Origin of the sequence: Hazenella coriacea (genome assembly GCF_004341825.1) — a bacterium.
Taxonomy (GTDB): domain Bacteria; phylum Bacillota; class Bacilli; order Thermoactinomycetales; family Thermoactinomycetaceae; genus Hazenella; species Hazenella coriacea.
In genome coordinates this window covers 49,793-64,907 of the sequence record NZ_SMAG01000004.1, presented here as the reverse complement: position 1 = coordinate 64,907, position 15,115 = coordinate 49,793, and the positions used below count along the sequence as shown (strand labels likewise).

At 43.0% G+C, this 15,115-nt stretch carries 11 protein-coding genes and 1 other annotated feature; all 11 genes read left to right on the top strand.

Going from position 1 to position 15,115, the window contains the following annotated elements; translation table 11 throughout:
- The first annotated feature begins 77 nt into the window (after positions 1-77).
- Positions 78-776, top strand: coding sequence for a 50S ribosomal protein L1 (gene rplA / locus EDD58_RS09130; protein WP_131924669.1), 699 nt, complete (start codon positions 78-80; stop codon positions 774-776).
- 61 nt (positions 777-837) lie between these two features.
- Positions 838-973 (top strand) — a sequence feature (ribosomal protein L10 leader region).
- 30 nt (positions 974-1,003) lie between these two features.
- Complete coding sequence (gene rplJ, locus EDD58_RS09125) at positions 1,004-1,510, top strand: 50S ribosomal protein L10 (protein ID WP_131924666.1); 507 nt, start codon at positions 1,004-1,006, stop codon at positions 1,508-1,510.
- 59 nt (positions 1,511-1,569) lie between these two features.
- Positions 1,570-1,932 (top strand): 50S ribosomal protein L7/L12, encoded by a 363-nt coding sequence (gene rplL, locus EDD58_RS09120; RefSeq protein WP_131924663.1) that lies wholly within the window; start codon positions 1,570-1,572, stop codon positions 1,930-1,932.
- Between the two features lie 156 nt (positions 1,933-2,088).
- Entirely contained in the window at positions 2,089-2,694 is a 606-nt protein-coding gene (locus tag EDD58_RS09115) for a class I SAM-dependent methyltransferase (RefSeq protein WP_131924661.1), read from the top strand.
- Positions 2,695-2,936: 242 nt separating this feature from the next.
- Positions 2,937-6,485, top strand: coding sequence for a DNA-directed RNA polymerase subunit beta (rpoB, locus tag EDD58_RS09110; RefSeq protein ID WP_481249184.1), 3,549 nt, complete (start codon positions 2,937-2,939; stop codon positions 6,483-6,485).
- 71 nt (positions 6,486-6,556) lie between these two features.
- Positions 6,557-10,174, top strand: coding sequence for a DNA-directed RNA polymerase subunit beta' (gene rpoC, locus EDD58_RS09105; RefSeq protein ID WP_131924658.1), 3,618 nt, complete (start codon positions 6,557-6,559; stop codon positions 10,172-10,174).
- 79 nt (positions 10,175-10,253) lie between these two features.
- Complete coding sequence (locus tag EDD58_RS09100; protein WP_131924653.1) at positions 10,254-10,505, top strand: ribosomal L7Ae/L30e/S12e/Gadd45 family protein; 252 nt, start codon at positions 10,254-10,256, stop codon at positions 10,503-10,505.
- Between the two features lie 151 nt (positions 10,506-10,656).
- Positions 10,657-11,070 (top strand): 30S ribosomal protein S12, encoded by a 414-nt coding sequence (gene rpsL / locus EDD58_RS09095; RefSeq protein ID WP_131924650.1) that lies wholly within the window; start codon positions 10,657-10,659, stop codon positions 11,068-11,070.
- A gap of 47 nt (positions 11,071-11,117) precedes the next feature.
- The gene (rpsG, locus tag EDD58_RS09090; protein ID WP_131924647.1) at positions 11,118-11,588 is read left to right on the top strand and encodes a 30S ribosomal protein S7; all 471 of its coding nucleotides are present in this window, start codon (positions 11,118-11,120) and stop codon (positions 11,586-11,588) included.
- 38 nt (positions 11,589-11,626) lie between these two features.
- Positions 11,627-13,702 carry an elongation factor G gene (gene fusA, locus EDD58_RS09085; RefSeq protein WP_131924644.1) on the top strand — a complete coding sequence of 692 codons (2,076 nt, stop codon included), beginning with the start codon at positions 11,627-11,629 and terminating at the stop codon, positions 13,700-13,702.
- Positions 13,703-13,806: 104 nt separating this feature from the next.
- Complete coding sequence (gene tuf, locus EDD58_RS09080; RefSeq protein ID WP_131924641.1) at positions 13,807-14,994, top strand: elongation factor Tu; 1,188 nt, start codon at positions 13,807-13,809, stop codon at positions 14,992-14,994.
- The last annotated feature ends 121 nt before the right edge of the window (positions 14,995-15,115 follow it).

The window sequence follows — 15,115 nt, the reverse complement described above, 5'->3', positions numbered from 1 at the left end:
AGCTAGACTGCTCCGCCACGAGCAGTTTTAGCTTGTGGGAGGATCATCCGTTACGACCACGAAGGGAGGAAATGACTGTGGCAAAACATGGTAAAAAGTATCTTGATGCTATTAAAAAAGTAGATCGAGAGAAACTTTACGAGCCTCAGGAAGCTTTAGAGTTAGTAAAAAGCATCTCATCTGCAAAATTTGACGAAACAGTCGAAGCTGCTTTTCGTTTAGGAATTGATACGAAGAAAGCAGACCAACAAGTAAGAGGGGCTGTTGTCTTACCACATGGTACAGGTAAAACAAAGCGCGTCCTCGTATTTGCTAAAGGTGAAAAAGCAAAAGAAGCTGAGCAAGCAGGTGCTGACTTTGTTGGTGATGATGAAATGATCAACAAAGTGCAACAAGGTTGGCTCGACTTTGATGTAGTAGTAGCAACACCAGATATGATGGGTCAAGTAGGTCGTCTAGGTCGGACTCTCGGACCTAAAGGCTTAATGCCAAACCCTAAAACCGGTACGGTTACTTTTGAAGTTGCTAAAGCAATTCAAGAGATTAAAGCGGGTAAAATCGAATACCGTGCTGATAAAGCAGGTAATGTTCATGCAGCAATTGGTAAAGCATCTTTCTCCATTGAACAATTGGGAGAAAATCTGCAAACTCTAACTGATGCTTTAGTTAAAGCAAAACCAGCAGCTGCAAAAGGTACGTATATGAAAAGTGTAACGGTTTCTTCTACGATGGGACCTGGAGTTACAGTTAACGCTGGGCGTCTGTCCACCCGTTAATATATGTGCTTAAAATATTGACATCATTAAATAATTCAAGTATGCTTATTTCGCTGCTTGACAATCAGATGATTGATTACCGTAGACAGTAGGTGCGTACGGAACGCTTAATCCCCTACCGAGGTGTGTTGTGTGGAGCATTTTCTATATGCTTACATAAGCCTTCCTATGTCTACGGGGGCTTTTTCTTTTTTTATTGATACTTCTTTGATTGAGGAGGTGTACTCATGTCCAAAGCAATTGAACAGAAAAAAGTAGTCGTAGCTGAGATCGCTGAGAAATTATCCTCAAGTAAAAGTACCATCGTTACTGATTATCGCGGTCTAACAGTGAAACAATCCAACGAACTTCGTAAACAATTGCGTGAAGCTGGTGTTGAGCTACATGTAATGAAAAACACATTGACTCGTCGTGCGACTGAGCAAGTGGGCTTATCCGATCTAAATCAGCATCTAACAGGACCTACTGCTATCGCATTTAGTAACGAGGATGTGGTAGCTCCAGCGAAAATCCTCTACAATTTTGCTAAAGAGAACAAAGCCTTAGAAATCAAAGGTGGCGTTGTTGAAGGAAACGTAGTTGGATTCGAGCAAATTAAAGAGCTTGCTGTTCTACCATCTCGCGAAGGTTTACTCTCTATGTTGCTTAGTGTATTACAAGCACCTGTGCGTAACCTTGCACTTGCTGTTCAAGCAGTCGCTGAGAAGGATGGCGAAGCAGCTCCTGAAGCGTAAAAAATCTATTTTTAACCATCTAAATTATATATTTACATTTAACAGGGAGGTTTCTAGTCATGACTAAAGAACAAATTATTGAAGCAGTTAAGAACATGACCGTTCTTGAACTGAATGACCTTGTAAAAGCAATTGAAGAAGAATTTGGTGTAACCGCAGCTGCACCAGTTGTAATGGGTGGAGCAGCAGGTGGAGAAGCCGCTGCAGAACAAACCGAGTTTGACGTAATCCTTACAAGCGCTGGTTCTTCCAAAATCAACGTGATCAAAGCTGTTCGTGGCATTACTGGTCTTGGATTGAAAGAAGCAAAAGCACTTGTTGATGGAGCACCAAAACCAGTTAAAGAAGCTGTATCCAAAGAAGATGCTGACAAAATCAAAGCAGAACTCGAAGAAGCCGGTGCTGTTGTAGAAGTCAAGTAATTGATTTGATCATCGGTCTGACCCGTCGTCATCGGTCGGCGGGTCGCTTTTGTATCAATACAACTTCACAAAGTTTAATCAAAGGTGGTCGTCTATACAACAAGAAGGTTTTGTGATCTTCCTTTATAGTTGTAGCGATCATAGGGGGTTCCAAAAATGAGCGACCACTACTATTCACCTCATCCATCTTCGAAATCGGAAGAACGTCAATTTCAAGCACATCTACTCAATCATTCCTTTACATTTCAAACTGATGCAGGAGTTTTTTCGAAGAAAGGTGTAGATTTTGGTAGTCGTTTACTCATTGAGACAGTAGAAATCGGTCAAAGATCCAAAGTATTAGATTTAGGATGTGGATATGGACCGATTGGCATTTCTGTCGCTTATGCTCATCCCCAAACACAAGTAGTGATGGTGGACGTGAATGATCGGGCGGTTGAACTCGCAGCTGAAAATGCAAAACGAAACCAAGTTTCTAATCGTGTAAAAACATTAGTGAGTAATGGTTTTAAAGCGATTTCGGACAAAGACTTTGACCATATTTTGTTTAATCCACCGATTCGTGTTGGGAAAGAAACCATCTATCGTTTATTTGCTGAAGCAAAAGATCATCTTACACAGAATGGTTCTCTTTGGATCGTAATCCGTAAACAACAAGGAGCACAATCTGCAAAAAAAGAGTTGGAACAAATATACTCCTCTGTGAAAACGATTGAACAGAAGAAGGGGTATTGGATCATTCAAGCGATGAATTGTGATTGACATGATTTTCCGCTTGTGATAACGTTATAAATTGCAGAAAGTCTATCCACAAAGAACCGTATTCAGTAAACATTATTTTTGATGTCCAGGTTAGGTATGATTGTATATCAAACTGGTTAAGATAGGTAAATAGACTACTTATAGGTGGAAAAATGAGGTTGCCAATATAACCCATTTTCTTTTTTTAGCTTTAACAGTCGCCCATCTAGCGGCTTTCGACTGGGTACGAGGGGGGAGTTTGTTTGGCTGGTAAAATGGTCCAGTGTGGTCGTCGGCAACGTCGTAGTTATGCTCGTATTAATGAAGTGTTGGAGTTGCCGAACCTTATCGAAATACAACAGAAGTCGTACCAGTGGTTTTTAGATGAAGGATTGCGCGAAATGTTCCAAGATATCTCGCCAATCGAAGATTTCACAGGAAACCTGGTACTTGAGTTTATCGACTACAGCTTAGGTGAACCCAAGTATGATGTGAAAAAGTCAAAAGAGAGCGAAGTAACATATGCGGCCCCTTTACGGGTAAAGGTTCGTCTCATCAACAAAGAAACGGGTGAAGTAAAGGAACAGGAAGTATTTATGGGTGACTTCCCTCTGATGACCGATACAGGTACTTTTATCATTAATGGTGCTGAGCGGGTCATCGTAAGCCAATTGGTTCGTTCACCTAGTGTGTATTATAACACGAAAGTGGACAAAAACGGGAAGCCAGCTTTTACAGCAACAGTCATTCCCAATCGGGGTGCATGGCTAGAGTTTGAAACCGACGCGAAGGATATCATCTATGTGCGAATCGACCGTACGAGAAAAATCCCTGTGACGGTTCTTTTGCGTGCACTAGGTTTCGGTTCTGATGCTGAGATCATCGATTTGCTTGGTGACGATGAGTATGTTCGTAACTCACTAGATAAAGACAACACAACCAACACGGACAAAGCACTCATCGAAATCTACGAACGGTTACGCCCAGGAGAACCACCAACAGCGGATAACGCCCGCAGTTTATTGTTCGCACGTTTCTTTGATCCTAAACGATATGACTTAGCGAATGTCGGTCGTTACAAGATGAACAAAAAATTGCATATCAAAAATCGACTCTTGAACCAGAAGCTAGCTGAACCCATTGTTGATCCTGAAACAGGTGAAATTTTGGCTGATGCTGGACAAGTGTTGGAGCGTCGTGTTCTTGATAAGTTACTTCCAGTACTTACTGGTGAAACAGCTTTTGGACTTCATGATTATACAGTTCGTGGTGGAGTACCTGATGAAGGTCCCATTCGTTTACAAACTGTGAAAATTTATTCACCTCTTGATGAGAGTAAAGTGATTAAAGTGATTTCCAATGCAGAAGTGGATCAATCCGTAAAAAACATTACTCCAGCAGATATTATTGCTTCTATCAACTATTTTATTGATTTGTTGCATGGAGTAGGTTCAACGGATGATATTGACCATTTAGGTAATCGCCGGTTACGTTCCGTGGGTGAGCTATTACAGAATCAATTCCGCATCGGTTTATCTCGAATGGAGCGTGTTGTCCGGGAACGGATGTCCATTCAGGATGCCAATGCGATCACACCACAGGCGTTAATTAATATTCGTCCTGTGATCGCTTCGATTAAAGAATTCTTTGGAAGTAGCCAGCTGTCTCAGTTTATGGATCAAACCAATCCATTGGCTGAGTTGACACATAAACGTCGTTTGTCGGCGTTAGGACCTGGAGGTTTGACCCGGGAGAGAGCAGGGTTCGAAGTGCGTGACGTTCACCACTCACACTATGGTCGGATGTGTCCGATCGAAACTCCTGAGGGTCCGAACATTGGTCTGATCAACTCGTTGTCTACTTTTGCCCGCATCAATGCTTATGGGTTTATTGAAACCCCTTATCGCCGTGTAGACCCTGATACAGGTCAAGTCACTGAGCGGATCGATTATTTGACTGCGGACGAAGAAGACAATTATTATGTGGCACAAGCGAACGCTGCTCTAAATGAAGACGGTACATTCGAGAATGACATGGTTACCGTACGCCATAAGAGCGAGATTATCCCAGTATCTAAAGACCGGGTTGACTATATGGACGTTTCACCCAAACAAGTGGTCTCTGTCGCAACTGCTTGTATTCCATTCTTGGAAAATGATGACTCCAACCGTGCTTTGATGGGATCGAACATGCAGCGGCAAGCAGTTCCCTTGTTGAAACCAGAGGCTCCTTTTATCGGAACGGGAATGGAGCATGTAGCAGCACGTGACTCTGGGGTGATGATTCGAGCGAAACGCCCAGGTGTTGTAGAGCGTGTGACTGCGGATGAAATCTGGGTACGCCATGAAGAGGAAGTAGATGGTCGTCTTGTTAAAGGTGATCTCGATAAGTATATCATCACCAAATTTACTCGCTCTAACCAAGGAACTTGTGTGAATCAGCGTCCAGTGGTTCGGACTGGGGAAATAGTGAAACAAGGTGATACCCTAGCAGACGGTCCTTCAACCGAACAAGGAGAAATGGCATTAGGACGAAATGTTGTCGTCGCCTTTATGACTTGGGAAGGTTACAACTATGAAGACGCGATTCTACTTAGTGAAAAGCTTGTGAAAGAAGATGTGTATACCTCGATTCACATTGAGAAATACGACTCCGAAGCAAGGGATACCAAGCTTGGACCTGAAGAAATGACTCGTGACATCCCTAACGTAGGGGAAGATGCGTTACGTAACTTAGACGAACGTGGAATTATCCGGATCGGAGCTGAGATCAAAGCTGGTGATATTCTCGTCGGAAAAGTGACGCCTAAAGGTGTGACTGAACTGACTGCGGAAGAGCGTCTCCTACATGCGATCTTTGGTGAAAAAGCTCGTGAAGTTCGTGATACATCTCTCCGTGTTCCTCATGGAACCGATGGGATTGTAGTAGATGTAAAAGTGTTTACTCGTGAAAATGGGGATGAATTGCCTCCAGGAGTTAACCAGCTTGTTCGTGTCTACATCGCTCAAAAACGTAAAATTTCTGAAGGAGACAAGATGGCAGGACGTCACGGAAATAAAGGCGTTATTGCCCGTGTGATGCCAGAAGAAGATATGCCATTCTTACCAGATGGTAGACCCGTAGAAGTAGTTCTGAATCCACTTGGGGTACCATCGAGGATGAATATCGGGCAGGTATTGGAAGTGCACTTGGGAATGGCTTCCAAAGCACTTGGCATCCATATGGCAACACCAGTTTTTGATGGTGCTTCAGAGATTGATGTATTTGATACCTTGAAAGAAGCAGGCTTTGATGAAGACGGAAAAACGATTCTTTATGATGGTCGAACGGGAGAATCATTTGAGAACCGTGTAACCGTTGGTGTGATGTACATGATCAAACTTGCTCATATGGTTGACGATAAAATTCATGCTCGTTCTACAGGACCTTACTCTTTGGTTACTCAACAGCCACTTGGCGGTAAAGCTCAGTTTGGTGGACAACGTTTTGGTGAGATGGAGGTATGGGCTCTTGAAGCGTACGGAGCTGCATATACTCTACAAGAGATCTTGACCGTTAAGTCAGACGATGTCGTTGGACGTGTCAAAACTTATGAAGCGATTGTCAAAGGGGAAAATGTTCCCGAACCAGGTGTTCCTGAGTCGTTTAAGGTATTGATTAAAGAATTACAATCCCTAGGGATGGATGTAAAAATCTTGGCTGAAAATGAACAAGAAATTGAGATGCGTGAATTGGATGAGGATGAAGAATCGGCCAATGACAAACTAGATTTCGATCTGGAAGATGATAGCAACGCTCGATCTACTTCTTGATCGCCACACATGGGGCGCTAATCTGGATGCGCCCCCACTGTGATGAATGAATCTAGAGGGAGGAATGCCCTTTGCTAGATGTAAATAACTTCGAATATATGAAGATTGGTCTTGCCTCTCCGGAAAAAATTCGGTCTTGGTCCCGCGGTGAGGTCAAAAAGCCTGAGACGATTAACTATCGTACATTGAAGCCTGAAAAAGAAGGTCTTTTCTGTGAGAAGATCTTCGGTCCTACCAAAGATTGGGAATGTCATTGTGGTAAGTATAAACGTGTTCGCTATAAAGGTGTTGTCTGTGACCGATGTGGAGTTGAGGTCACTCGTGCAAAAGTGCGTCGCGAACGGATGGGACACATTGAGTTAGCAGCACCTGTATCCCATATTTGGTACTTCAAAGGGATTCCCAGTCGGATGGGACTTGTCCTAGACATGTCTCCACGTTCCTTAGAAGAAGTGATTTACTTTGCTTCTTATGTGGTTGTAGATCCCGGTGCTACACCTTTAGAAAAGAAACAATTGTTATCAGAAAAAGAGTATCGCAGTTATCGTGATAAATATGGAAGTGCTTTTATCGCGATGATGGGTGCAGAGGCAATTAAGCGTCTACTTGCAGATATTGATTTAGAAAAAGAAGTAGATCAATTGAAGGAAGAGCTACAAACAGCGCAAGGTCAACGTCGAAATCGTGCGGTAAAACGATTAGAAGTGCTTGAAGCATTTCGTTCTTCAGGTAATGAACCTGATTGGATGATTCTAGACGTATTGCCGGTTATTCCACCAGAATTACGACCAATGGTTCAGCTTGATGGTGGTCGTTTTGCAACCTCTGACTTAAATGATCTTTATCGTCGTGTGATTAACCGTAACAATCGCTTAAAACGTTTGCTTGATCTCGGTGCTCCCGATATTATTGTGCAAAACGAAAAGCGGATGCTTCAAGAAGCGGTAGATGCTTTAATCGATAATGGTCGTCGGGGTCGTCCCGTCACAGGACCAGGGAATCGTCCACTCAAATCTCTTTCCCATATGTTGAAAGGGAAACAAGGTCGCTTCCGTCAAAACTTATTAGGAAAACGGGTTGACTATTCAGGTCGTTCCGTAATCGTTGTTGGTCCAAATTTAAAAATGTATCAATGTGGTCTTCCAAAAGAAATGGCTCTAGAACTTTTCAAACCGTTTGTGATGAAAGAGCTAGTAGCTAAGGGATTGGCACACAACATCAAGAGTGCTAAGCGTAAAGTAGAGCGAATTCATCCAGAGGTTTGGGATGTACTTGAGGAAGTTATTCGAGAACATCCTGTCTTGTTGAACCGTGCCCCTACTCTTCACCGTTTGGGAATTCAAGCATTTGAACCGATCCTTGTGGAAGGACGTGCGATTCGCCTCCATCCACTTGTATGTACAGCATATAATGCTGACTTTGATGGAGACCAAATGGCTGTGCACGTTCCTTTATCTGCTGAAGCTCAGGCAGAAGCACGTTTATTAATGTTGGCGGCACAAAACATTCTTAACCCAAAAGATGGCAAGCCTGTGGTCACACCTTCCCAAGATATGGTCTTAGGTTGTTACTACTTAACGGTTGAAAAAGAAAGAGAAAAAGGAGAAGGTACAGTCTTTTACTCCATTTCTGAAGCGATTAATGCTTATCAACAAGGCTTTGTCTCTCTTCATTCACGAGTTGCCATCCCTGCCAAAAGATTAAACAAGACCGTATTTACAGAAAAACAGCAAAACAGTTTGTTAGTTACTACGGTAGGTAAATTGATTTTTAATGAGATTTTCCCAACCAATTTTCCATATATCAATGAACCAGGAAAAAGAAATTTCTCAGGAACACCTGATAAATACTTTATCTTTGAAAAAGGGGTCAATGTTCTAGAAGCAATTCAAAAGATCGAAGACCCAGGTGCTTTGAGAAAGAAAGATCTTGGTGCGATTATCGCTGAATGTTTCCGTCGTTTTGGAACAACAGCTACGTCAGAGATTCTCGATAAGGTCAAACAGTTGGGGTACTCTTATTCAACTAAAGCGGGTATTACGATGTCTGTTTCAGACGTTACAGTTCCCGAGGAGAAACACCTGATTTTGGAAAAAGCTCAAAATAAAGTAGATACAGTGATGAAACAATATCGCCGTGGTCTCATTACAGATGACGAGAGATATGAGCGAGTGATCTCGATTTGGAGCCAAGCGAAGGATAAAATCACTGAAGTCATCATGGCAAACATGGGTAAATATAATCCGATCTACATGATGGCTAACTCAGGTGCACGGGGTAACGTTTCTCAGATTACCCAGTTGGCGGGTATGCGTGGTTTGATGGCTAACCCAGCAGGTAAAATTATCGAACAGCCGATTCGTACGAACTTCCGTGAAGGTCTTACCGTTTTGGAATACTTTATTTCTACCCACGGTGCGCGGAAAGGTTTGGCCGATACGGCGTTGCGGACAGCCGACTCTGGATATCTGACCCGTCGTCTGGTAGATGTCGCACAAGATGTGATTGTTCGTGAAGATGATTGTGGTACAGATAAAGGACAATTAGTTTCCCGAATTCAAGAAGGAAACGAAGTCATCGAAGAACTATTCGATCGGATCAATGGACGAGTTGCTTTTGAAACGGTTCGTCATCCAGAGACAGGGGAAGTAATCATCGGTCGCAATGAATTGATTGACGAAGACATTGCTAACCAAATTATTGATGCCGATATTCCGAGTGTTGTTATTCGTTCTGTCCTCTCATGTCGAACGAAACATGGAGTCTGTAAAAAATGTTATGGTCGAAACTTAGCTTTGGGAACACCTGTTGAAATTGGTGAAGCCGTTGGAATTATTGCGGCACAATCCATTGGGGAACCAGGTACACAGTTGACTATGCGTACCTTCCATACAGGTGGGGTAGCTGGAGATGACATCACTCAAGGTCTCCCGCGTATTCAAGAACTATTTGAAGCCCGGAATCCAAAAGGTCAAGCGATCATTAGTGAGATTGCTGGTAAAGTGATTGATATTCGCGAAGGAAAAGATCGCCGCGAAATCGAGATCGAAAATGAAGTGGAAACCAAAGTACACACAGTCCCTTATGGCTCACGTGTTCGTGTAAAGATGGGTGACATGGTAAGTGCTGGAGATGAGCTAACAGAGGGCTCCATCGATCCTAAAGAGTTGTTACGAATCAAAGGTGTACATGGAGTGCAGAAATATATCTTACAAGAAGTTCAAAAGGTATATCGTCTGCAAGGGGTAGAAATTAATGATAAGCACGTTGAAGTCATGATTCGCCAAATGATGAGAAAAGTGCGTATTACTGACTCTGGAACGACCGACTTACTTCCTGGCTCTGTGGTTGATATTCATGACTACGAAGACGCGAACAGAAAAGTACTCACTTCTAGTGGAGAGCCTGCTGTTGCTCGTCCAATCTTGTTAGGGATCACGAAAGCCTCACTAGAAACTGAATCTTTCCTATCTGCTGCTTCGTTCCAAGAGACGACTCGGGTATTGACTGATGCTGCTATTAAAGGGAAAGTAGACCGGTTACTTGGATTAAAAGAGAATGTGATCATTGGTAAATTGGTACCTGCGGGTACAGGAATGTCACGCTATCGTAATCTAAATCCAAATATGGCTAATGAAGTGAAAGGAACGACCTCCTCCACTTCTAAAGAAACCGTATTGATCGATTAGAGTTTATTGTTGACAATGAATCAGACTGGTGATAATATTTTTTGTGTGCTTGGAACTATTCACTTTGGAGGGCGATCCAATGTCTTATGAAAAAGTGAAATTAGCAAAAGCGATTACGATCGGAACCAAGCAAACTAAGAAGGCCATCGAACAAGGCAGAGCATCTTTAGTAATCGTGGCTGATGATGCAGACTCACAGATTACGCTCTCTATGATTTCGATGTGTAAGGCTCGAGGGATTGCTGTTACACATGTGGATTCTATGAAAGAGCTAGGAAGGGCATGTGGAATTGAAGTCGGCGCCGCAACGGCAGCAATTCTCCAATCATGAAAGTAATGAGCGACAACAAATAGATGGAATCGCGTACCCACTCGGTGCGCGACCCTATATCACTTTAAGTCGTTCGCATTTTTTTAACCATAGATGAAACACCTGGATCTGTGGACATGAAATCTCATCAAAAAAGAAGGAGGTGCTTTCGTTGCCAACAATCAACCAGCTTGTACGCAAAGGTCGTAAAAGCAAAGTTAGACAATCAAAGTCTCCTGCATTGCAATACACCTATAACACGTTCAAAAAAGAGATTGTTCCACAAAAATCTCCCCAAAAACGTGGCGTGTGTACTCGTGTAGGTACGATGACACCGAAAAAACCGAACTCCGCTCTGCGTAAATATGCGCGTGTACGCTTAACCAACGGTACCGAGGTTACTGCATACATTCCAGGAATCGGTCACAACTTGCAAGAACACTCCGTGGTTCTGATCCGCGGTGGACGTGTGAAAGACTTGCCAGGGGTTCGTTATCACATTGTTCGTGGTGCTTTAGATACTGCCGGTGTGAATAACCGTCAGCAAGCCCGTTCTAAATACGGAACCAAACGTCCTAAAAAATAATTGAAATGATATTTCACAAATATTAAAGTAGAAAAGGAGGGAAAAGCATGCCACGTAAAGGCCCAGTACCTCGCAGGGATGTACTTCCAGATCCAATTTACAATAGCAAATTGGTGACTCGTCTGATCAATCGTTTGATGTATGACGGTCAAAAAGGAAAAGCCCAGCGAATCCTTTATGATGCTTTCAATATCATCCATGAACGTTCTGGAAATGATCCAATGGAAGTGTTTGAGCAAGCGCTCAAAAACGTCATGCCAGTACTTGAAGTTAAAGCACGTCGTGTAGGGGGTGCCAACTACCAAGTACCGATCGAAGTAAAACCAGAACGTCGTACAAGTCTTGGTCTTCGTTGGTTAGTCAACTATTCACGTCTTCGTAGTGAGAAGACCATGGAAGAACGTTTGGCTAACGAAATTTTGGATGCAGCAAATAATAACGGTTCAGCTGTGAAGAAGAAAGAAGATACACACCGCATGGCAGAAGCAAACCGTGCATTTGCTCATTATCGCTGGTAATTGCATCACATTTGTGAACATGAAGGGAGAAATTTCCGATGGCACGTGAGTTCTCCTTAAAAGATACACGTAATATAGGGATCATGGCTCACATCGATGCAGGAAAGACAACGACAACCGAGCGGATTTTGTTCTATACGGGTCGAGTTCATAAAATTGGTGAAACCCATGAGGGTTCAGCAACGATGGACTGGATGGAACAAGAACAAGAGCGCGGAATTACAATTACTTCCGCTGCTACCACAGCTCAATGGAAAGGTCATCGAGTTAATATCATTGACACTCCAGGACACGTTGATTTCACTGTAGAGGTAGAGCGTTCCCTCCGTGTATTGGATGGAGCTGTAGGGGTTTTCTGCGCAAAAGGTGGCGTAGAACCTCAATCTGAAACTGTTTGGAGACAAGCAGACCGTTATGGTGTTCCACGTATTGCTTATGTAAACAAAATGGACATCACCGGTGCTAACTTTTTCGGGGCTGTAGAGCAAATGCGTGATCGTCTTGGCGCCAATGCTGTACCAATCCAAATTCCAATCGGTGCGGAAGATACCTTTGAAGGTATGGTTGACCTCATCGAGATGAGAGCAATCATTTATACTGACGATTTGGGAACTGCCTCTGAATCTCGTGAGATTCCCGAAGAGTATAAAGAACAAGCTGAAGAATACCGTACCAGCTTGATCGAAGCAATCGCTGAGTTGGATGAAGATTTGATGATGAAGTATCTTGAAGGTGAAGAAATCACCAAAGAAGAAATCATCGCAACTCTTCGTAAAGGTACTTGTGATGTAAAAATCACACCTGTATTCTGCGGATCTTCATATAAAAACAAAGGTGTTCAACCTTTACTTGATGGAGTTGTTGCTTTACTTCCATCACCACTAGATGTTCCTGCGATCGAGGGAGAACTACCAGATGGTTCAGAAGTAGTTCGTCATTCTAGTGATGAAGAGCCTTTCGCAGCTCTTGCGTTTAAAATTATGACCGACCCATATGTCGGGAAGCTAACATTCTTCCGTGTATACTCAGGTTCTTTGGATGCAGGTTCCTACGTTCTCAATTCCACGAAAGGGAAACGGGAACGGGTCGGTCGGATTCTACAAATGCATGCGAACCACCGTGAAGAAATTAGTAAGGTATACGCAGGTGATATCGCAGCTGCTGTAGGATTGAAAGATACAGGAACAGGTGAAACCCTTTGTGACGAGAAGAGTCCAATCATTCTTGAGTCCATGGAATTCCCTGATACTGTGATCCAGATTGCGATTGAACCGAAGACAAAAAGCGACCAAGACAAAATGTCAATTGCGCTCGCTAAACTGTCTGAAGAAGACCCAACCTTTGAAACTTCTACAAACGAAGAAACAGGTCAAACCATCATTGCTGGTATGGGTGAGTTACACCTTGATGTTATTGTTGACCGCCTGAAACGTGAATTTAAAGTAGATGCTAATGTAGGTGCTCCACAAGTTGCTTATAAAGAGACCTTCCGCGGCTCTGCGAAAGTTGAAGGGAAATTTGTCCGTCAGTCTGGTGGACGTGGACAATACGGTCACGTTTGGGTTGAGTTTGAACCTCTTGAAGAGGGTGGCGGTTTCGAGTTTGTCAACAAAATCGTTGGTGGTGTGGTACCAAGAGAATACATTCCTGCAGTTCAAAACGGGATTGAAGAATCCATGCAGAATGGTGTATTAGCTGGGTATCCACTCGTAGACGTCCGTGCTACTTTAGTGGATGGTTCTTACCATGATGTTGACTCTTCTGAGATGGCATTTAAAATTGCTGGTTCTATGGCATTAAAAGCAGCTAAATCCAAATGTAATCCTGTTATTCTTGAGCCCATGATGAAAGTAGAAGTCCAAGTGCCTGAAGAATACATGGGTGATGTTATGGGTGACATTAACTCACGTCGTGGTCGCATCGAAGGTATGGAAGCCCGTAAAGGTTCCCAAATCATTCGTGGTATGGTACCTCTTTCTGAAATGTTTGGGTACGTCAATGGCTTACGTTCTCGTACACAAGGACGTGGTAACTTTACTATGGTATTTGACCATTACGAAGAAGTTCCAAAAAGTATTGCTGAAGAAATCATCAAAAAGGCTACAGGTGCTTAATCACATTAAGAGAAACTGGTGGAGCGGACCCACCGCTTCCCGGCTTTCTATACATCAATCAACATTAATTAAACATATTGCTTTATTAAGGGAGGATTTTAGTCATGGCAAAAGCCAAGTTTGAACGTTCTAAACCACACGTTAACATTGGTACAATTGGTCACGTTGACCATGGTAAAACCACTTTGACCGCTGCAATCACCACTGTTCTTGCTGAATATGGTGGCGCACAAGCATCCGCTTATGATCAAATCGATAACGCTCCAGAAGAAAAAGAGCGTGGAATTACCATTTCTACTTCTCACGTAGAATACGAAACCGACAACCGTCACTATGCTCACGTAGACTGCCCAGGTCACGCTGACTACGTTAAAAACATGATCACTGGTGCTGCACAAATGGACGGTGCAATCTTAGTAGTATCCGCTGCTGATGGTCCAATGCCACAAACCCGTGAACATATCCTTCTTTCCAGCCAAGTAGGCGTTGAATACATCGTTGTATTCTTAAACAAATGTGACATGGTTGACGATGAAGAGCTTCTCGAACTCGTTGAGATGGAAGTTCGTGAACTTCTTAGCGAATATGACTTCCCAGGGGATGACATTCCAATCGTTAAAGGTTCTGCTCTAAAAGCTCTTGAAGATCCAAAAAGTGAGTGGGGTCAAAAAATTCTTGAGTTAATGGCTCAAGTTGACGAGTACGTTCCACAACCAGAACGTGACACTGATAAAACCTTCTTAATGCCAGTTGAGGACGTATTCACCATTACTGGTCGTGGTACCGTTGCTACCGGTCGTGTTGAGCGTGGAATCGTTAAAGTTGGTGACGAGATTGAAATCATCGGTATTACCGATACTCGTAAATCCGTTGTTACTGGTGTAGAGATGTTCCGTAAATTGCTCGACCAAGCTGAAGCTGGTGACAACATTGGTGCACTTCTTCGTGGTGTAGACCGTAAAGACATCCAACGTGGTCAAGTTTTGGCTAAACCAGGTACTGTGAAACCACATACCAAATTTAAAGCTCAAGTATATGTATTGTCCAAAGAAGAGGGTGGACGTCATACCCCATTCTTCTCTAACTACCGTCCACAATTCTACTTCCGTACCACTGACGTTACAGGTGTTATTCAATTACCAGAAGGTGTTGAAATGTGTATGCCTGGTGACAACATCGAAATGGAAGTTGAATTGATCGCTCCAATCGCGATCGAAGACGGAACCCGTTTTGCGATCCGTGAAGGTGGCCGTACCGTAGGTGCAGGTGCCGTTACAACAATCATTAAGTAATTAATGATTCCATACATGATTTTGTTATAGACATAATAAAAGCTGTTAACCAAGTCCAAGGGTTAACAGCTTTTTTATATCTTTGAGTGCTTCGGGTGTGAGGAAAAGAGTGAGAGTTTAT

What these genes read in the sequence shown, in the direction of transcription:
- tuf (WP_131924641.1), top strand. Translation starts at nt 13,807, where the DNA reads ATGGCAAAAGCCAAGTTTGAACGTTCTAAACCACACGTTAACATTGGT.
- rplJ (WP_131924666.1), top strand. Translation starts at nt 1,004, where the DNA reads ATGTCCAAAGCAATTGAACAGAAAAAAGTAGTCGTAGCTGAGATCGCT.
- rpsG (WP_131924647.1), top strand. Translation starts at nt 11,118, where the DNA reads ATGCCACGTAAAGGCCCAGTACCTCGCAGGGATGTACTTCCAGATCCA.
- EDD58_RS09115 (WP_131924661.1), top strand. Translation starts at nt 2,089, where the DNA reads ATGAGCGACCACTACTATTCACCTCATCCATCTTCGAAATCGGAAGAA.
- rplL (WP_131924663.1), top strand. Translation starts at nt 1,570, where the DNA reads ATGACTAAAGAACAAATTATTGAAGCAGTTAAGAACATGACCGTTCTT.
- EDD58_RS09100 (WP_131924653.1), top strand. Translation starts at nt 10,254, where the DNA reads ATGTCTTATGAAAAAGTGAAATTAGCAAAAGCGATTACGATCGGAACC.
- fusA (WP_131924644.1), top strand. Translation starts at nt 11,627, where the DNA reads ATGGCACGTGAGTTCTCCTTAAAAGATACACGTAATATAGGGATCATG.